The following is an 18,568-nucleotide window of genomic DNA, read 5'->3' on the forward strand; positions in this document are numbered from 1 at the left end:
GGCGACATCGTGCTGCTCGAAGCGGGCGACCTCGTTCCCGCCGACGGCCGCATCCTCACCTCGGCATCGTTCGAGGCCCAGGAGGCGGCGCTCACCGGCGAGTCCGCGGCCATCGAGAAGCGGGCCGATGCGGTGGCTGAGGACGCGGTGCTCGGGGACCGGCGGTCGATGCTCTATCAGAACACCTCGGTGACGCGGGGAACGGGCACGGCCGTGGTGGTCGCCACGGGCATGGGCACGGAGATGGGCGCGATCGCGACAATGCTTGCGGGAGTGGAGCGCGTGGTGTCGCCTCTCCAGAAGGAGCTCAACGGGCTCACTCGGGCCATCGGCGCGGTCGCCTGGGGAGCAGTGGTGGTGATCATCGGCATGGGCCTCGCACGCGGGCAGTCGTTCGCGGACCTCATGTTCCTGGGCACGGCGGTCGCGATCTCCGCGATCCCGACGGGCCTGCCCACGTTCGTGCAGCGCATGCTGGCGTGGGGCGCGAACAGGCTCACCGAGGCCAAGGCGATCGTGACGTCGCTCAACGACGTCGAGACGCTCGGCTCGACCAGCGCGATCTGCTCGGACAAGACCGGCACGCTCACCATGAACGAGATGATGGCGCGCGAGGCATGGTTCGGGGGACACCACTACAGCATCGCGGGCCACGGCTACTCGTTCGACGGCCAGATCAGGGCCGAGGCCGGGGAGGTGGTCGAGGGCACGCCGGAGATCGCCTTCGCGCTCGCACTGCCCAACGACGCCACCGTGAGCGAGGACGGCGACGTGGTGGGCGACCCCACCGAGGCGGCATTCGTCGTGCTCGCCGAGAAGCTCGGCGTCGACGTCCCGGCGACCCTCCGTCGCTACCCGCGCGTCGCGGAGGTGCCGTTCGACTCGGACTACAAGTTCATGGCGACCTTCCACCGCATCGAGTGGGAGGGGCAGGACCGTCTCGTGATCGTCGTCAAGGGTGCTCCTGACGTGGTGCTCGGGCGGTCGACGCGCTTCGTCGAGCATGATCGCTCGCTGTCGCCCATGGAGGGCCGTGCTGCTGACGTCGAGTCGGAGATCGAGCGCATGAGCGAGCAGGGACTGCGCACGCTGTCGCTCGCGATGCGCACCGTGGAGCCTGAGGACGAGGAGCGGGCGATCGCCGACCCCATGGCCGCCGTGGCGGACCTCGCCTTCGTGGGCGTCGTCGGGATCGTCGACCCGCTGCGACCGGCCGCCAAGATCGCCGTCGAGCAGGCGCGCGCGGCGGGGATCGAGGTGCGGATGATCACCGGAGACCACGTGGTGACTGCCCGCGCGATCGGCCGTGAGCTCGGTCTGGAGGGCGAGGCGCTGACCGGAACGGAGTTCGCGGCTCTGAGCGACGAGGAGATCGACGCGCGAGTGGACGGGATGTCGGTGTTCGGGAGGGTGACCCCGCAGGACAAGCTGCGACTCGTGCGCCGCCTCCAGGCGAGGGGCGACGTGGTGGCGATGACCGGCGACGCCGTCAACGATGCGGCGGCGATCAAGCAGGCGCAGATCGGCGTCGCCATGGGCTCCGGGTCGGAGGTGACCAAGCAGGCGGCCAAGCTGGTGCTCACCGACGACAACTTTGCGACCCTCGTCAACGCCGTGAGGCTCGGTCGCGTCGTCTACCAGAAGATCATCAACTACGTGACGTTCCAGATGTCGCAGCTGATCGCGCTCGTCGCGCTGTTCCTGGCGGCAAGCGTGTTCAACATCAATCAAGGCGTGGCGCTCACGCCGATCATGGCGCTCGCGCTCAACTTCGCCATCGTGCTGTTCTGCGTCGTCACCATCATCGCGGATCCCGCGCCAGACGGTCTCATGAAGAGGCCTCCCCGGGACACCTCCCAGGGGATCTCGAGCGGCGCCAGCGTGTGGCGGTGGGCTCTGTACGGGCTGCCTCTGTTCCTCGCCGCTCTCGTGCCGCAGGTCGTTTTCGGGGACGACCTGAACCCCGACGGCGCATCGGAGCCCATGACCATGACCTTCGTGATCATGTCTTTGGGCACCGTCGTCACCGGCCTCGCGTTGCGCCGTGATCCCGAGAGCGGGCTGCGCGGGCCGTGGGGCAAGGCGCCGCAGCTCTTGGTGTGGCCGGTGGTGCTGACGATCGCGGCGACCGAGCTGGGCTTCCTTCAGACCTGGCTCGACACGACCCCGCTGTCGGGTCCCCAGTGGCTCATGTGCCTGGGGCTCACCGCAGTGGTGCTGGCTGTCGTCGAAGGCCACAAGGCCGTGATGCGGCGACGCCTGCACCAGCCGGCCGCCGCGCTCGACGTGAACGAGGCCGTGGCGCCCGCGCGCGCACGCTGATTCCGGGGAGGGCCGGGGGAGTAGCCGCGCACTGAGCGGCGGTGCGGCGCGAGCCCGTAGCGCGCCTTCGACGCCTCCTGCTCGAAGCCTTTCGTTCGACTGAATCGTTCCATGTTCGATTTGTTGGACTTTGTTACAAAATCGTGATGTTCGCGTGCTGAAACGGACACTCTGACCCGGCGCGGCCGCCTGTGTTCCTCGCTACTGTGACAAAGGCCACTCGACGAAGAGTGGCGCGGAGAGATCCTCCATGACACAGAGAGGTGTGATGTGAAGAAGAACTCATGGGCAAGCCTGGCGGCCACCGCCAGCGTGGCCGCGATAGCGCTCACCGCGTGCTCAAGCGACAGTGGCGGCGGCGACGCCGACGGTCGTGCGTGTGTGATCCTGCCGGATGCGGCGTCCTCGCCGCGATGGGAGAACGGCGACCGTCCGGCGCTTGACGAGGCCATTACGGCCGCCGGATTCTCGGTCGACATTCAGAACGCCGAAGGCGACACCGGTCAGTACGCGACCATCGCCGAGCAGCAGCTCACTCAGGGCTGCGACGTGATGCTCCTCGTCGATCTCCAGGGCGCCGCTGTCTCCGTCATGGAGAACGCTCAGGCGGAGGGCATCCCCGTGATCGCGTACGACCGTCCGATCGCCGGCGCCGACTACTACGTGTCGTTCGACAACGTGCGTGTGGGTGAGCTCGAGGGCCAGGCGGTGCTCGACGGACTCGACGCCAACGGAATCGACCCGGCGGACGCGGTCGTCGTCTACATCGGCGGAGACCCTGCTGACGGCAACGCCGCGATGTTCTACGAGGGCGCGACGTCGGTGATGGAGGGTGCAGGCATCACTGCCGCTGCAGAGCCCCCGGGCCTGTGGGACGGTGAGCACTCCGCCACGGTCTTCGAGCAGGCGCTCACCGACTTGGGCGGTGAGGTCGACGCCGTGTGGGCGGCGAACGACACCAACGCCGCGGGCGTCATCACGATCCTGGACAAGAACGGTCTGACCGTTCCGGTGTCGGGCCAGGACGCCTCGGTCGCTGGACTGCAGAACGTCCTCCTGGGCAAGCAGACCGCCACGGTCTACAAGCCGTTCCAGGTTGAGGCCGAGGCCGCATCCGAGCTCGCGATCGCGCTCCTGAACGGAGAGACGCCCGAGGCCGACATGGCGCTCGAGGACGGCACTCCGTTCATCGCGGTCGACCCGATCCTGGTCGGGCCGAGCGAGGTCCAGCAGGTCATCGACGACGGCAACGCCGACTATGACGAGATCTGCGCGGGCGATGTCGCGTCCGCGTGCGACGAGGTGGGGCTCGAGGCAGCAGCCTAGGCCGCTCGAGGCGCACGAGGGGGGTTCCGCATCGCATCCGCGATGCGGAACCCCCGGTCTGTCAGACTCGACCCACCACCGATCACGTCAAAGGAGACACAGCGGTGAATCAGCCGATCATCGAACTCAAGCAGGTCACCAAGAGCTTCGGCCCGGTCGACGTGCTCAAGGGCATCGACTTCGAGGCCCGCGCCGGGCGCGTGACCGCGCTCGTCGGCGACAACGGAGCCGGAAAGTCCACGCTCATCAAGGGTCTCGCCGGTGTGCAGCCCTACGACGGTGGAGAGGTCCTGTTCGACGGGTCACCTGTTCACCTGCACCACCCGCGAGAGTCGGCACGGCACGGCATCGAGGTGGTGTACCAGGACCTCGCGCTGTGCGACAACCTCGACATCGTGCAGAACATGTTTCTGGGCCGCGAGGAGATGGCGGGGGGCACCTTTGACGAGGGCCGCATGGAGGTCGAGGCGGCGGCCGCTCTGCAGGCGCTGTCCGTGAAGACCATGACGTCCCTGCGACAGAAGGTCGCCTCGCTGTCCGGTGGACAGCGCCAGACCGTTGCCATCGCGCGCTCGGTGGTCAAGCAGGCCAAGGTGGTGATCCTCGACGAGCCCACGGCTGCACTTGGAGTCGCGCAGACCGCTCAGGTGCTGAGCCTCGTCCGCCGGCTCGCCGACAGCGGCGTCGCCGTCATCATCATCTCGCATAACCTCCAGGACGTCTTCGAGGTCGCGGATGACATCGCGGTGCTGTACCTCGGCACGATGACCGCACGCCTCACAGCCCGGGAGACGAACCCCGACGAAGTCGTCGGGTACATCACGGGCACCAAGACGCAGGAGGCGGCGGCATGACCACCGAGACCCAGGGCCCCGTGGTCGAGCCCTCAGACGCGAGCCCGGCAGCCCAGAGCCTGCTCGGCCGCGGCGTCGAGCAGGGCGTCTTCGAGCACGGCCGTTCGTACCTGCGGCGCCTGCGCGGCGGCGAGATGGGGGCGCTGCCAGCGATCGGCGGGCTGCTGGTGCTGTTCATCATCTTCGGCTCCGCGCACAGTGCGTTCCTGACCCCGCGCAACATGGCCAACCTGATCACGCAGGCGGCTCCGCTCGTGGTGCTCGGCATGGCGCTCGTGTTCGTGCTGCTGCTCGGGGAGATCGACCTGTCGGCTGGCGTCACCTTCGGTGTCGCGATGGCGGTCTTCGTGAAGTACACGCAGCCGGACGGGCTGGCGTGGCCGGTGGGCCTCGCTCTGGCGATGGGCATCGGCTTCGCCGTGGGCGCCACGATCGGATTCTTCGTCGCCAAGATAGGCGTGCCGTCCTTCGTGGTCACGCTGGGTCTGTTCCTCGGGCTCCAGGGCGTGATCCTCATGGTGATCGGCGCGGGTGGCACGTACCGACTCATTCCTGAGCCCATCAAGGCCATCCAGAACTCGAATATGCCCGTCTGGGCGGGTTGGGCCATGCTCGCCGCGCTCGTGGGCCTGCTCGTGCTGGTGGCCATGTGGGATCGGTGGCGCCGTGCACGTTCGGGCGCCCCGAACCCGGCGCTGTCGATCGTGCTGCTCAAGCTGGGCACCATCGTGGTGCTCGGCGCGGCATTCGTGACGTTCATGAACCTGGACCGTGGCCGTGCCGCCCAGGCGATCATGGGCGTGCCGATCGTGGTGCCGGTGGTGCTGCTGATCGGGCTCATCGGCACTTTCGTGCTCGATCGCACCCGGTTCGGCCGGTACATCTACGCCATCGGCGGCAACCGCGAGGCGGCTCGACGGTCCGGCGTCAACGTCACGGCGGTCAAGTGGTCCGCGTTCGTCGTGTGTTCGTCCCTCGCGGTGCTCGCCGGTGTGCTGTACGTGTCGAGAGTGGGCTCGGCGGATGCGTCGACGGGGCGCGAGATCGTGCTCTCCGGCGTCGCAGCGGCCGTGGTGGGCGGGGTCAGCCTCTTCGGCGGGCGGGGTCGACTCATGCACGCCGCGGTGGGCGCTTTCGTGATCGCGACCATCGAGAACGGCCTGGGTCTGCTGGGCTTCTCGGCCGGCGCGACGCTCGCCGTCTCCGGCGGCGTGCTGATCCTCGCCGCGACCGTCGACGCCCTGGCGCGACGGCGCTCTGGCGGCGGCTCGACGAACTCCTGACCGTGCGTGCCCCGACCGTCACGGTCGGGGCACGCACGCTGGTGCCCCGCGTAGACTCGCACTCATGACCGACACCGTCCCCAGCACCGACGTCGAGAGTGCCGTCCTGGAGGCGTGCCGACGTGCCAAGGTCGCGTCGCGCGCTCTCGCGACTGCCACCCGAGCCGACAAGGACGCGGCCCTCCATGCGATGGCGGACGCGCTCGTCGCCCAGTCAGCGCGCATCGTCGCGGCGAACGCCGCCGACCTGGAGCGGGGTCGCGCGAGCGACATGTCGCCGGGGCTCCTCGACCGGCTCGAACTCACTGACGCCCGCATCGGCGCCATCGCCGACGCCCTGCGCTATCTGGCGGGGCTTCCCGACCCGGTGGGCGAGGTCAAGCGCGGCTCGACCCTGCCGAACGGCCTGCGACTGGTGCAGAAGGCGACGCCGATGGGCGTGGTCGGGATGATCTACGAGGCCCGTCCGAATGTCACGGTCGACGCTGCGGGGCTCGCCCTGAAGTCGGGAAATGCCGCGGTGCTGCGCGGCGGTTCGGCGGCGGCGAACTCCAACGAGGTCATCGTGGCCGTCCTGCAGGACGCGCTCGAGGCGGCGGGCCTGCCGCGCGACGCCGTGCAGTCCATCGATGCCTACGGGCGCGAGGGCGCCCGCGTGCTGATGAACGCGCGGGGGCTGGTCGACGTGCTCGTGCCCCGTGGCGGGCGCGAACTGATCCAAGCCGTGGTCCGCGACTCGACCGTGCCCGCCATCGAGACCGGCGAGGGCAACTGCCACGTCTACCTCGACGCCTCCGCTCCGGTCGAACGTTCCGTCGAGATCGTGCTGAACTCCAAGGCGCAGCGCGTGGGCGTCTGCAACGCCGCCGAGACGTTGCTGGTGCACCGTGACGCGGCCCAGACGCTGCTGCCCGCAGTGGCGGCCGCGCTTGGCGAGGCGGGCGTCACCCTCCACGCTGACGCCGCAGCGGCCGAGCGCATCGGCTCTGCCGCGACGGTGGTTCCGGCGACCGAGGCAGACTGGGCCACCGAGTACCTCAGCCTGGATCTCGCGGTGCGCGTGGTCGACACGATCGACGAGGCGATCGCGCACATCCAGCGCTACAGCACCGGCCACACCGAAGCGATCGTGACCGAGTCGCTCGCCGCGGCGGAGCAGTTTACGAGAGAGCTCGACACCGCCGCGGTGCTGGTCAATGCGTCGACGCGGTTCACGGACGGAGCGCAGTTCGGGCTGGGCGCGGAGATCGGAATCTCCACGCAGAAGCTCCACGCGCGTGGGCCCATGGGGCTGGCGGAGCTGACGACCACCAAGTGGATCGTGTTCGGCGATGGGCACATTCGCGACTAGCGGGCGCGGCGCGACGTGCGCCTTGCCGCTCATGGAATAATCGACTACCAGACGACGAGAAGAGGATCCCCGCGTGATCACCGAAGCCGCTGAGACGACGCATCACGTCGTGAACGAGCTCCCCATCCCCGCCGAGGCGTTCGGCCTCATCGCCTTCACGGGCCTGATGGCGCTGCTGTTCGTGACCTACGCCTTCCGGAGCGTCGGCAGCCGTCACTGACGTGAGCGCGGCGCTGGCGCGGGTCGGGGTGCTCGGCGGCACCTTCGACCCCATCCACCACGGACACCTGGCTGCAGCGTCCGAGGTGTGCGCAGCGCTGGGTCTCGACCAGGTGCTCATCGCGCCCACGCATCGCCAACCCTTCAAGGACGGGTTCGACTCCGCCCCGGCGTCTGAGCGTCTCGAGATGTGCCGCCGCGCGGTCGAGGGCGACGAGCGGTTTGCCGTGACGCCTGTTGACATCGAGCGCGGCGGGATCACCTACACCGTGGATACCCTCACGGACCTGCGAGATCAGCTTCCCGGCACGAGCCTGTACTTCATCACGGGGGCCGATGCGCTCACCAGGTTTGGCGACTGGAAGGACGTCGACAGGCTGCAAACTCTCGCACAGTTCGTGGGAGTGACGCGGCCCGGTCATTCGTTGCCTCAGTTGGATACCCCACACCTGTTGGTAGAAGTTCCGGCGATGGCGGTATCCTCGACCGAGATCCGCCGCCGGGTGAGGGCCGGAGCGCCCATCCGCTACCTGGTACCTCGCGCCGTCGCCGACTACATCGCGCAGCACGATCTGTACGCGGGAGGAATGCATGACTGACGAGAGCCAGCCGCTCTCGCGCCGAGAACGGCGTGCGCAGGCGGAGCGAGAAGCCGCTCGCCGCGCCGAGGACACGGCATCGATCGACACCAGCCCGATCTCCGAATCGATCCCCACGCACGCGCCTGACGGTCGGACCCTCACGCGCCGCGAGCGCCGACGCCTCGAGCGTCTGCGGAACCCCGTCGAGACGTGGACGGCGGAGGAGGAGCTGATCGCCACCGGTCAGATCCCCGCCATGACCCCGGAGCGCATCGCCGAGCAGGAGCGTGTGGCCCGCGAGAAGGCCGAGCAGGCGCAGCGTGACGCTCAGACGGCGTCACAGGAGTTCCCCGGGCTTCCGGAGGCTGCTCAGGAAGCCCAGACAGTGCGGTCCGCGGCGAGCGCCGAGCAGGACGCGGACCCGTCCGAGCCTCCGGTGCGCGCCTCGCTCATGGGTGCTGCAGCAGCGGCAACCGAGCCTGAGGTGGAGTCTGCTCCGGAGCCGGAGCCGGAGCCGGAGCCGGAGCCGGAGCCCGAGGCCGAGGCCGCGGTGGAGTCTGCGCCCGAGCCCGAGCCCGAGCCCGAACCCGAACCCGAGGCTGAGGTGGAGCCCGAGGCTGAGGTGGAGCCCGAGCCGCAGCCCGCCCCGGAGACCTCCCCGCTCGGGATGCCGCCCGGAATGTCTCCCGAGATGTTCGCCCAGCTCTTCCCCCCGGGTTCGCTGCAGCGCAGGCTCATGGAGCAGCAGTCCGTCGATCTGCAGCCGGCCGCGCCCGAGCCGGAGCCCGAGCCTGCCGACCAACCGACGGTCGATCCTGACGTGGAGTCGGGAACGGACGAGTTGCGTCGGCTGAGCCAGGAGGCCGTCGCGGGGATCGACGCAGTCTCGCAGCGCAGCGCTTCGAGCGCTGACTCGACCCCGAGCGTCACGTCGGCCCCGAGCGTGACCTCGACTCCGAGCACTCCCTCGACGCCCAGCGCATCGTCGGCCTCCGAGGCTCCCGAAGCCTCCGCGGCTTTCGAGCCCTTCCCCGCGGCGGTTCTCGCCGCGCCGCAGAGTTCGCCCTCCGCTCCGTCTCCGACTCCATCGGCACCGTCGGCTGGCGACCCCGAGCCGGCTGAGCCCACCGCCGCCGAGGCCGTGCAGCTCGATGCTCCGGACTTCCCGCGCGAGACCAGTGCGCCGTCGCCGCCCGCGTCGTTCGACGCGATCCTCGGCACCGGAGACATCGCCGCGACCGAGGCGCTCGACCGAGTCTCCAAGGGAGAGTCGCCGGGAATCGGCTCGACCTTCGACGCCGTCGACCAGCAGTCGGCAGTGGCGGGGGAGGCGTTGCAGTCCGCAGACAGCGCGACCGTTCCCTCGGCAGCTGCGTGGGGTGCCCTCCCGCTGAGCCAGGTGACGCACGAGGCCCGCGAGCTTCCCGAGGTGGCGCCGCGCGACGACATCCAGCACCCCGATCTGAGCTCGGTGGGCAGGCCGGCGTTCTCTCCTCAGAACGTCGACCCGGTGCCGACTGGCCAGATCGAGGTCCCGCGTCGAGAGGCGCCCGAGCTCAATCCGGCCGGGGGACCCAAGCACTTCAGGTGGGTCCACATGGTGGTGATCGGCGCGGTCGCGTTCCTCATCGGCGTGATCGTCTGGAACGTCTGGCAGGGCTCGTGACGGCCGCCCCCCGCGCTGTGGAGATCACCCGACTCGCCGCGCGCGCCGCCGACGACAAGAAGGGCACGGAGATCGTGGCCCTCGACGTCTCGTCGCGCATGCCGCTCGCGGATGTGTTCCTGGTGGTGTCGGGCTCGAACGAGCGTCAGGTGATCGCGATCGCCGAGGCGGTCGAGGAGGCACTGCTCGCTGACGGCACCAAGGCCGTGCGACGCGAGGGCATCCGCGAGGGCCGCTGGGCGCTGCTCGACTTCAACGATCTCATCGTTCACGTGATGCACCAGGAGGATCGGGCCTACTACGAGCTCGAGCGCCTGTGGAAGGATTGTCCCGTCCTGCCCCTCGACTAGGAGGTCCGATGCGCGTCTTCGTCGTGCGTCACGGCCAGACCACCTGGAACGTCTCTGGGCTGCTGCAGGGTGCCGCCGACATTCCGCTCACTCCTGAGGGACGTCAGCAGGCGGCCGCCACCGCCGCCGTGCTCGGCCGGCTCGTCGGGCCTGGCGCGACCGTCGCATCGTCCCCTCTGTCGCGAGCCTCCGACACCGCATCGGCCATTGCCACCGAGCTCGGGGTGAAGGCGCACCTGGACGACCGACTGCGCGAGCGGGCGTATGGAGTCTGGGAGGGCATCACTCCCGACCAGCGCGAGAGCGGCTGGCCGGACGAGGTGCGGGCGTGGCATGAGCACGGCAACCCCCCGATCGAAGGGTTCGAAGACCACTTCAGCGTGCGCGACCGCATGGTCGAGGCGATCGAGGAGTGGGCGGAGGACACCACCGGACCGCTCGTGATCGTGACCCATGGCAGTTCCGGCAGAGTGGGCCTCCAGGGGCTCCTGGGCCTGCCTCTCGATCACCGGACCCTCGGCAACCTCCGCAACGCGGCCTGGTCGCGACTGACCCGCCGCGCGCGCGGCGACTGGACGCTCGAGCGCCACAACCTCACCGCCCAGCTCGCGGGAGCGCGGCCGTGAGCGCGATGGTCCTGTGGCGGCACGCGCGCACCGAGTACAACGCCGATGGGCGGCTTCAGGGCTCGCTCGACGTCCCGCTCGGCGAGGGCGGTCGCGCTCAGGCCGCGGGAGCCGCGCGCAGGCTCGTCGATCGCTACGGGTCGGACCTCGTGATCGTGTCCTCGCCGCTGTCGCGCGCGCTCGACACCGCGGACGAGCTGGCCGCGCTCACCGGTGGCGACGTGGCGGTGGACGAGGGCTTCGCCCAGCGTCCCTACGGGGCCTGGGAAGGGCTGACATGGGCGGACGTACAGGCCCGCTGGCCCGAGCAGTTCGCGGCGCGCAAGCGGGGGGAGGATCCGGACATCCCTGGGTGGGGAGTGTCCGCGGACGTCGCCGCGCGCGTGGGTGCGGCGCTGCGGGACCACTGGGATCCCGAGGCCATCACCGTCGTCGTCAGCCACGGCAGCGCGATCCAGCTCGGTCTGCTCGACGTGCTCGGCCTCGAGCCGCTGTCGCGCGTGTTCGGATCCGTGCCTCACGCCGCGTGGCACGAGGTCAGGCGCGTCGAGTCCGGCGCATGGCACGTCGACGCCCTGGGGCTGGGAGCGGATTAGCGTCCGCCGCGCCCGTTGGGTTACACTGTCATTCGCTCTTCGGGGCACCTGGTTCGAAAGAACACGGGGCTGTGGCGCAGCTGGTAGCGCACCTGCATGGCATGCAGGGGGTCAGGGGTTCGAGTCCCCTCAGCTCCACGATGTGTTGAGACAGCATCATGAAAGCCGCTCCTTCGGGGGCGGCTTTCCTCGTTCCGCGGGGATCAGCGCGCGGGATTACGCGCCGAGCGCGGCGTGGATGTCGTCCGCGATCTGCTCCGGCTCCGTCGAGGAGCCGTACCGCTTGATCACCCGACCGTCGCGGCCCACGAGGAACTTCGTGAAGTTCCACTTGATCTTCGAGCCCAGGGATCCTCCGGCCTCGGACTTGAGCCACGTGAACAGCCCGTGCTCGTCCTTGCCGTTCACGTCGATCAACCCGAACATCGGGAACGTGACGCCGTAGTTCTTCTGGCAGAAGTCGCTGATCTCGGCGGCGTCCGCGAGCTCCTGCTTGAACTGGTTCGTGGGGAAGCCCAGCACCGTGAAGCCCTGGTCCTTGAACCGCGCGTAGAGCTTCTCGAGGCCCGCGAACTGCGGGGTGAAGCCGCACTTCGAGGCGGTGTTGACCACGAGCACCACCTGGCCGGCGAAGTCCGCGAGCTCACGCTCCTCGCCGTCGAGGGAGGTGGCGGAGAAGTCGGTCAGCGTCGTCATGGCTCCATGGTCGCACGGCGCCCGCTGCGGCACCATGGGTCCATGACGCGCACCCTGGTGATCGGCGCGACCGGCAGTGTGGGACGCGTGGTCGTGCCCGCTCTGGCGGACGCACGCCTCGACCCGGTCGCCTTCGTACGGGACCCTGCACGCGCATCGGCCCTCCTGGGGGACGTGTCCGTCGCGGAGGGTGCGCTCGAGGACCACGTCGCTCTCGCGGCGGCACTGCACGGGGCCGATGCGGTGGTCATGGTCCACGGCGCGTCCGGTTCCGCACGGGCCGAGGACGTCGACTACGGCGCGGTGCCCGCGGTGCTGAGGGCTCTCGGCGGGGCGCGGCCGCACGTGGTGCTGATGACGTCCATGGCCGTCACGCACGCGACCGGCAGCTGGCGCGAGGCGATGCACTGGAAGCGGAGGGGAGAGCGGCTGCTGCGGGCGAGCGGTCTGCCTCTCACGGTCATCCGACCCGGGTGGTTCGATCTGCAGCCTTCGGGCTGGGACTGCGTCGCGATCGAGCAGGGGGACGTGACGCCGGTCGACTCGCGTCGCCCCGTTGCTCGGTCCCACATCGCCGATGCGGTGGTCGCTTCGCTGCAGTGTCCCGCTGCGGTGGGGGTTACCTGTGAGCTGTTCGCCGCACCGGGAGCGCGCGAGACGAACTGGTGCTCGCGGCTCGAGGCGCTGCGGCGGGACGTGCCGGGCGCGCTCGATGCGGCGATGGATCCCGAGGGGCCGGCGATCGAGGACGAACCGGCGCGGCTGCGTGCTGACCTCGCCGCATTGCGTCCCAGGTGACGGTGCCGGAGCCTGCACCGTCGGACTAGGCTCGCTTCCATGCGGTTCGCGGCGATCGGAGACAGCTTCACCGAGGGCGTGGGAGACGACCTCCCCGACGGCGGCGTGCGAGGCTGGGCGGACCTCGTGGCCGCGGGGCTTGCCGCCGGGCTCGACGAGCCCGTCGACTACGTCAATCTCGCGATCCGCGGGCGCCTCATCGAGCCGATCGTGCGCGACCAGCTCGAGGCGGCCCTCGCGCTGGACCCGCTGCCCACGGTGATCAGCTTCAATGGCGGCGGCAACGACATGATGCGTCCGGGCTTCGCGCTCGAGCGGATCGTCGAGCTGATCGAGCATGCCATCGCGCGGTGCCGCGAGGCCGGCGTGGAGCTGCTGATGCTGTCGGGTGGGGACCCGACCATGAGGCTCCCTCGAGGAGCCACCATGTCCGAGCGCGGGCGCATCTATCTCGAGGCCGTCGACGGCATTCTCCAGCGCCATCCTGAGCAGGCGTTCGTCGACAACTGGTCCGATCAGGAGCTCAGGCGCGCACCCTATTGGTCGCCGGATCGGCTCCACTTGGGTCCCTTGGGCCACGAGCGCGTCGCGGCACGGGTGCTAACCGCGCTGGGCGTGGAGACGGAGCTCCCCACGTCCGAGGACACGAGCGCGGAGACCCGGAGGGCCCTGGACGAGGCACGCTACTACGGCCGCTACGTGCTGCCGTGGATCGGGAGGCGTCTCACCCGGCGCTCCTCGGGCGATGGTCGCGTGGCCAAGCATCCCGACTGGGTGCGCATCGATCCCAGTGCCGTCCGCGAGTCGGCGCCACCCACTCGCTAGCCTGGGCGCATGCCCACCCCTGACTTCGTCCTGAAGCTGCGCGAGCGCATCGGCCACGATCTGCTGTGGATGCCGGGTGTCACGGCTGTGATCCTCCGCGAGACCTCGGGCGGCACCGAGGTGCTGCTGGTGAAGCGCGCGGACAACGGCGCCTGGACACCCGTGACGGGCATCATCGACCCGGGGGAGGAGCCCGCGGGCGCAGGTGCGCGCGAGGCGCTCGAGGAGGCCGACGTGGTGGCCGTGCCGGAGGCGCTGGTGCGGGTGCGGGCGCTCGAGCCCCTCACCTACGACAACGGCGACCGGTCGCAGTACCTGGACCTCACGTACCGCTTCCGTTGGGTCAGCGGTGAGCCGCACCCCGCGGACGGCGAGAACACCGAGGCGCGATGGTTCCCCACCACAGCGCTGCCGGACATGAGCACGGAGATGGGCGACCGCATCGGCGCCGCGCTGCGAGGCGACGACATCGCGGACTTCCTGCCCTGATCCCACCCACCCCCCGCGCCCGCGAAGTGGATCCCTTTCGCTTGCCCAAGCGCTAAGACAAGCGAAAAGGATCCCTTTCGCGGAAAGGGGCGGGGCTAGTGCGCCGCTATCGGGGCTTCGCCCTCGACCTTCTCCGGGCGTCGGATCAGGGTCGCCAGGCCGATGCCGAGCGTCGCGAGGATCGCGCCCACCAGGAACGCCGTCCGGATGCCCGCCGCCTCGGCGGTGGCCTCGGACGCGCCCCCGTCGATCTGCGTGATCGCGACGGCCGTCATGGTCGACACGAACAGCGCTGTGCCGGCCGCGGCCGCCACCTGCTGCAGCGTCGAGATGGTCGCTGAGCCGTGCGAGTACAGGTGCTGGGGCAGCGACCCCAGGCTCGCGGTGAACAGCGGCGTGAAGATGAGTGCCAGACCCGCGCTCAGGGTGACGTGGCACGCGAGCACCATCCACGGCTGAGTGGCGGTGGACAGCGTGAGCGCGAGCATCCACAGCGCGGTCGCGACGAGCGCGGTGCCAGGGATGAGCAGGGGGCGGGGGCCGATGCGGTCGTAGAGCCGGCCCACCGGTCGCGCCATCACGCCCATCAGCAGGCCGCCCGGCAGCAGCATGAGACCGGTCTGGAGGACGCTCAGGCCCAGCACGCCCTGGGTGAACAGCGGCACCAGGATGATGGTGCCGAACAGGGCCATCATCGCGACCACGAACATCGCCGTCGCGACGGAGAAGGTGCGCTCGCGGAACACGCGCAGGTCCAGCAGCGGGGCGTCACGCTTCTGGAGAACGATCTGGCGCCACGCGAACACGCCGGTCACCACCACGCCGATGACCGCGAAGGCGATCGCAACCAACACATTGCCCTCCGCGGACTCGCCGATCTGCGACAGCCCGAACACGAGAGAGCCGAAGCCCACGGCGGCTAGCAGCACCGACGGCAGGTCGAGCGGCGCCGGGCGAGTCTCGTTAGTTGAGCGCATCTTGAGGAAGCCGAACACCAGCACCGTGATCGCCACGGGCAGCACGAACACGAACAGGAAGCGCCACGGCAGGAACTGCAGGATGACGCCCGAGATGGTCGGGCCCAGCGCCGGCGCCACCGAGATCACGAGGCCGATGGTGCCCATGCGCTTGCCGCGCTCGTGCTCGGGCACCAGGGAGATGACCGTGGTCATGAGCAGCGGCAGCATCACCGCCGTGCCGGTGGCCTGGATGACGCGCGCGCCGAGCAGCACCTCGAAGCCCGGAGCGACGGCGGCCAGCGCGGTGCCCGCGACGAACGTCGACATCGCCGCGAGGTACAGCGGGCGGGTGGGGAAGCGCTGCAGCAGCCAGCCGGTGATGGGGATCACCACGGCCATGGTCAGCAGGAATGCGGCGGTCAGCCACTGCGCGTCCACCGCGGTGATGTCGAGGTCCGCCATGAGGTGGGGGATCGCGACGCCCATGATCGTCTCGTTCAGGATCACCGTGAAAGCGGACACGATGAGCACCATGATCACGAGGTTGTCGCGACGGCTCGTGGTCGCGGCGGCGTCAGGAGTGGTGGTGGTGCGGGCGTTGCTGGTGGCGGGCGCGGTCGTCTCGGCCATGGAATCTCCGATCGTGCACGCCAGGCGATCAGCTTCCCAGCGGCGGGGCGGCACAAGGCACACGCGGGGACGGACCATTGTCGCACCTCGCGGCGGGTCCGGGAAGGGCAACCCTTCGGCAGGCCAGGAGATTCCCTACCGGTCGGTCAGATCAGTCCCAGCCTGCTGAAGCCCTCGACCAGCCCGCCGTCCTGCGGCCCCGGCACCACCGCATCGGCGCTCTCCAGGACGTCAGGGTGACCACCCTCGATGCCGATAGCCGTGCCTGCGTAGCGGATCATCTCGACGTCGTTGGGGCCGTCGCCGGCGGCGACCACGTCCGCGGCCGTCAGGCCCAGGTGGTCCACGACGGTGCGCATCCCGACCTCCTTGGTGATGTGTGCCAGGTACAGCTCGCCCGCACCGCGGCCGAGGTCGCGGATCGACGTGTCGACCGCGGCGACCTCGGGGCCGATCTCCGCGGCGATCTGCGAGAGCGGCACGTCCGCGCTGAGGGTCACGACCTTGCAGAACGCGAGCCCGTCGAAGCTGTCGACCACGCGGCGCCCGTCGAGCAGGTCGCGCCAGACCTCTTCCTGGCTCGATCCTGAGCCCGGAGCGCGGGCATCCATGGCGTCGCGGCCCTCGGCGCGCACGTACATGGCTTCGGTCGCCTCGACCAGGCTCACGGCATGGTGACGGTCGAGCGCCGCGATGGACCGGGCGGCGACGGCTGCGGGGAAGGTCTCGTCGCGCAGTACCGCGCCTTCGAGTTCGGCGTACGCGCCGGCGCCTGCGACGACGCCGTCGAAGCCCGCCGCGAGCAGGCGCTCCGAGACCGTGGCGCGCGGCCGGCCCGTGCACAGCAGCACCCGGTGGCCGTTGGCACGCACCGCTCGCACCGCGTCGACGTGGGCGGGCGGCACCCATCCGTGGAACGCGTAGGTGCCGTCGATGTCGAGGAAGACGATGCGGGGGCCGGGCATGGCTCCCAGCCTAGGAGGGATCACAGAGGGCCGATGCCGTGGCGAGGTCCCGCGCGAACGGTTGCCGGGGGGATGGTCGCCTGGCGTACGGTACGGGCGTGGACCCGATCGCGCCGCCCTTCCCCCGAGACCTCGGGGTCGTGGGCGCGGGGCGGGTGGGGCTGGCCCTCGCCGCGCTCGCCGAGCACGCGGGCATCGACGTCCAGGTGGCGGCGTCTCGGGAACCGGAGCGCATTCGCGCTCAGGTTCACGCCGCGGCGCCCGGGGCACACGCCGCGACGGTCGAGCAGGTCGCACGCTCGCAGGTGGTGGTGCTGGCGCTGCCCCTCGGTAAGGTCCGCACGCTCGACGCCGCGATGTTCAACGGCGTGCTCGTGGTGGATGCGACCAACTACTGGTGGGAGCTCGACGGTCACCTGCCGCAGTTCGAGGACCTCGCGACGTCCTCTTCGGAGCAGGTCCAGTTGCTGCTGCCGGGTGCTCGGGTGGTCAAGAGCCTCAACCACCTCAGCGCCTACGCGCTCGAGGAGCTCGCGCGGCCTCGAGGTGTGGCTGACCGACTGGCGGTCGCGGTCGCGGGGGACCACGAAGCGGATCTGCGCGCGGTGAGCGCCCTCGTGGACCGGCTGGGCTTCGATCCCATCGCAGCAGGTCCGCTCGCCGAGGGCATGCGCTTCGAGCCTCAGACGGAGCTGTTCGGTGCGGATGCCGACGCGCAGGAGGCGCGAGAGATTCTCGACCGGTTCTGGGACTCGCAGCGTGGTCGCGTCGTCGGTCGCGCGCGCTCGCGCGAGGGGTGACGGGGCAGGCGCGACTAGAGCCTGCGCCGTCGGGGGGTGAGCCGGACGGCAGGCAACGGGGGAGCGGGGATCCTCACCGCGTTCGCCTCCGGCACCGTCCCGAAGCGGGCGTCGTGCGCCTCCCAGGCCTCCCGCGCATCGGCGATCTCCTGGTGACTGCGGCCCACGAAGTTCCACCACATGAGTAGGTCATCCGGAAAGGGCTCGCCGCCCAGGAGGAAGACGCGGGCGTCGGAGGGTGCACGGAGGGTCACGGACCTGCGGTCCGTGCCGAGGTACAGGATCGCGCTGTCGCGAGGTGCACCCAGGGCGCCGCCGTCGGTGTCCAGCACCTCGACGTCACCGGTCACCTGCAGGACCCCGTGCTCCCAGTGCGGCTCGAGCGGCACCGGCACGGTGGCGCCCGCGGGCAGGTCGATCTGCACGCCCACGAGCGGCGTGTGCACGGTCGCGGGTGACCGCACGCCCGCGAGCTCGCCCATCACCACGGTGGCGCGGGCGCCTCCGCCCAGGTCGACCTCGGGCAGCGAGGCGTGGGTCTCGAATGCGGCATCCCCGTCCCGGGTCTCCTCGGGCAGCGCGACCCAGAACTGGATGGCGTCGAGCATCGTCTGGGGCGTCACCGAGTGCTCGGTGTGGGCGATGCCGTGTCCGGCGGTCATGAGGTTGAGCGCTCCGGGCCGCAGCACCACGTGCGAGCCGAGCGAGTCGCGGTGGCGCGCCTCACCGGTGAGCGGCCAGGTGACTGTCTGGAGCCCGGTGTGCGGGTGGGCGTCGACGGTCATCGTGGTGACCTGCGGGCCGAACCGGTCCACGAAGCACCAGGCGCCGATCGTGGGCAGCGCGCGCTGCGGAAGCGCGCGGCGCACTGTCATCGCGCGCAGTCCGCCCAGGGGAACGTCGCGGGCCTCGAGCATGATCGCGCGCGGACCCGGACGCTCGTGCATGGTCACTGACCGACGATCCTCAGCCCGGGAGTGTCGTGGCGGTCGACGTAGCGCGCGACCGCCGGGCACAGTGGAGCGACGGCGAGTTCCTGGCGGACGGCGTCCTCGAGAGCTGCCTCGATCAGCGGCTTCGACAGGCCGCGACCCCGGAAGTCCTCGAGGACCTCGGTGTGGGTCATGACGAGGATCCCGTCGCCCGAACGCGTGTCGATCCAGCCCACGAGCGTGCCGTCGACTCGCAGTTCGTAGCGCGCGGCGTCCGCGTTCCAGGTGGTCTCCGTCACG

Annotated in this window: 20 protein-coding genes and 1 tRNA gene; 16 read left to right on the forward strand and 5 right to left on the reverse strand. The window is 70.1% G+C overall.

Annotation, left to right across the window (positions count from 1 at the left end):
• From QZ483_RS02385 to QZ483_RS02440, 12 genes are all read left to right on the forward strand, one after another.
• On the forward strand, positions 1 to 2,322 hold a 2,322-nt coding region (locus QZ483_RS02385; protein WP_297081387.1), incomplete at its 5' end, for a cation-transporting P-type ATPase.
• 270 nt (positions 2,323 to 2,592) lie between these two features.
• Positions 2,593 to 3,648, forward strand: a complete 1,056-nt coding sequence (locus QZ483_RS02390; RefSeq protein WP_297081388.1) for a sugar ABC transporter substrate-binding protein — start codon at positions 2,593 to 2,595, stop codon at positions 3,646 to 3,648.
• Positions 3,649 to 3,752: 104 nt separating this feature from the next.
• Positions 3,753 to 4,502 carry an ATP-binding cassette domain-containing protein gene (locus tag QZ483_RS02395; RefSeq protein ID WP_297081389.1) on the forward strand — a complete coding sequence of 250 codons (750 nt, stop codon included), beginning with the start codon at positions 3,753 to 3,755 and terminating at the stop codon, positions 4,500 to 4,502.
• Complete coding sequence (locus QZ483_RS02400) at positions 4,499 to 5,785, forward strand: sugar ABC transporter permease (protein ID WP_297081390.1); 1,287 nt, start codon at positions 4,499 to 4,501, stop codon at positions 5,783 to 5,785. Before QZ483_RS02395 ends, QZ483_RS02400 begins: the two co-directional genes overlap by 4 nt.
• Positions 5,786 to 5,849: 64 nt before the next feature.
• Positions 5,850 to 7,136 (forward strand): glutamate-5-semialdehyde dehydrogenase, encoded by a 1,287-nt coding sequence (locus tag QZ483_RS02405; protein ID WP_297081391.1) that lies wholly within the window; start codon positions 5,850 to 5,852, stop codon positions 7,134 to 7,136.
• A gap of 73 nt (positions 7,137 to 7,209) precedes the next feature.
• Complete coding sequence (locus QZ483_RS02410) at positions 7,210 to 7,356, forward strand: hypothetical protein (RefSeq protein WP_297081392.1); 147 nt, start codon at positions 7,210 to 7,212, stop codon at positions 7,354 to 7,356.
• Between the two features lies 1 nt (position 7,357).
• Positions 7,358 to 7,954, forward strand: a complete 597-nt coding sequence (gene nadD, locus QZ483_RS02415) for a nicotinate-nucleotide adenylyltransferase (protein WP_297081393.1) — start codon at positions 7,358 to 7,360, stop codon at positions 7,952 to 7,954.
• Positions 7,947 to 9,602 carry a hypothetical protein gene (locus QZ483_RS02420; protein WP_297081394.1) on the forward strand — a complete coding sequence of 552 codons (1,656 nt, stop codon included), beginning with the start codon at positions 7,947 to 7,949 and terminating at the stop codon, positions 9,600 to 9,602. Before nadD ends, QZ483_RS02420 begins: the two co-directional genes overlap by 8 nt.
• The gene (rsfS, locus tag QZ483_RS02425; RefSeq protein WP_297081395.1) at positions 9,599 to 9,952 is read left to right on the forward strand and encodes a ribosome silencing factor; all 354 of its coding nucleotides are present in this window, start codon (positions 9,599 to 9,601) and stop codon (positions 9,950 to 9,952) included. Before QZ483_RS02420 ends, rsfS begins: the two co-directional genes overlap by 4 nt.
• A gap of 8 nt (positions 9,953 to 9,960) precedes the next feature.
• The gene (locus QZ483_RS02430) at positions 9,961 to 10,578 is read left to right on the forward strand and encodes a histidine phosphatase family protein (protein WP_297081396.1); all 618 of its coding nucleotides are present in this window, start codon (positions 9,961 to 9,963) and stop codon (positions 10,576 to 10,578) included.
• Positions 10,579 to 10,583: 5 nt separating this feature from the next.
• Entirely contained in the window at positions 10,584 to 11,174 is a 591-nt protein-coding gene (locus QZ483_RS02435; protein WP_297081419.1) for a histidine phosphatase family protein, read from the forward strand.
• A 65-nt stretch (positions 11,175 to 11,239) separates the two neighbouring features.
• Positions 11,240 to 11,312, forward strand: a tRNA-Ala gene (locus QZ483_RS02440).
• A gap of 78 nt (positions 11,313 to 11,390) precedes the next feature.
• On the opposite strand, the gene QZ483_RS02445 is transcribed toward QZ483_RS02440, so the two are convergent.
• Positions 11,391 to 11,870 carry a glutathione peroxidase gene (locus QZ483_RS02445; RefSeq protein WP_297081397.1) on the reverse strand — a complete coding sequence of 160 codons (480 nt, stop codon included), beginning with the start codon at positions 11,868 to 11,870 and terminating at the stop codon, positions 11,391 to 11,393.
• Between the two features lie 42 nt (positions 11,871 to 11,912).
• On the opposite strand from QZ483_RS02445, the gene QZ483_RS02450 reads away from it, so the two are divergent.
• The 3 genes from QZ483_RS02450 to QZ483_RS02460 are packed head-to-tail and all read left to right on the forward strand — an operon-like array spanning position 11,913 to position 13,982.
• Positions 11,913 to 12,668 carry an NAD(P)H-binding protein gene (locus tag QZ483_RS02450; RefSeq protein ID WP_297081398.1) on the forward strand — a complete coding sequence of 252 codons (756 nt, stop codon included), beginning with the start codon at positions 11,913 to 11,915 and terminating at the stop codon, positions 12,666 to 12,668.
• 39 nt (positions 12,669 to 12,707) lie between these two features.
• Positions 12,708 to 13,493 (forward strand): SGNH/GDSL hydrolase family protein, encoded by a 786-nt coding sequence (locus tag QZ483_RS02455; RefSeq protein WP_297081399.1) that lies wholly within the window; start codon positions 12,708 to 12,710, stop codon positions 13,491 to 13,493.
• A 9-nt stretch (positions 13,494 to 13,502) separates the two neighbouring features.
• On the forward strand, positions 13,503 to 13,982 hold the full coding sequence (locus tag QZ483_RS02460; protein WP_297081400.1) for an NUDIX domain-containing protein: 480 nt from the start codon (positions 13,503 to 13,505) through the stop codon (positions 13,980 to 13,982).
• Between the two features lie 95 nt (positions 13,983 to 14,077).
• On the opposite strand, the gene QZ483_RS02465 is transcribed toward QZ483_RS02460, so the two are convergent.
• Both QZ483_RS02465 and QZ483_RS02470 read right to left on the reverse strand, forming a co-directional pair.
• A complete protein-coding gene (locus QZ483_RS02465; protein WP_297081401.1) occupies positions 14,078 to 15,571 on the reverse strand; it encodes a DHA2 family efflux MFS transporter permease subunit in 1,494 nt (497 codons plus the stop codon).
• A gap of 146 nt (positions 15,572 to 15,717) precedes the next feature.
• The gene (locus tag QZ483_RS02470) at positions 15,718 to 16,536 is read right to left on the reverse strand and encodes an HAD hydrolase family protein (protein ID WP_297081402.1); all 819 of its coding nucleotides are present in this window, start codon (positions 16,534 to 16,536) and stop codon (positions 15,718 to 15,720) included.
• A gap of 98 nt (positions 16,537 to 16,634) precedes the next feature.
• Between QZ483_RS02470 and QZ483_RS02475 the strand changes: the two genes are divergently transcribed.
• Positions 16,635 to 17,336 carry an NADPH-dependent F420 reductase gene (locus QZ483_RS02475; protein WP_297081403.1) on the forward strand — a complete coding sequence of 234 codons (702 nt, stop codon included), beginning with the start codon at positions 16,635 to 16,637 and terminating at the stop codon, positions 17,334 to 17,336.
• 14 nt (positions 17,337 to 17,350) lie between these two features.
• Here the strand turns inward: QZ483_RS02475 and QZ483_RS02480 are convergent, their stop codons facing one another.
• Together QZ483_RS02480 and QZ483_RS02485 are read right to left on the reverse strand one after the other, a co-directional pair.
• The gene (locus QZ483_RS02480; RefSeq protein WP_297081420.1) at positions 17,351 to 18,283 is read right to left on the reverse strand and encodes a pirin family protein; all 933 of its coding nucleotides are present in this window, start codon (positions 18,281 to 18,283) and stop codon (positions 17,351 to 17,353) included.
• A gap of 2 nt (positions 18,284 to 18,285) precedes the next feature.
• On the reverse strand, positions 18,286 to 18,567 hold the full coding sequence (locus QZ483_RS02485; protein ID WP_297081404.1) for a GNAT family N-acetyltransferase: 282 nt from the start codon (positions 18,565 to 18,567) through the stop codon (positions 18,286 to 18,288).
• Position 18,568 lies beyond the last annotated feature (1 nt).

The organism is uncultured Demequina sp. (assembly GCF_913055775.1).
In the GTDB taxonomy this organism is placed as follows: Bacteria; Actinomycetota; Actinomycetes; order Actinomycetales; family Demequinaceae; genus Demequina.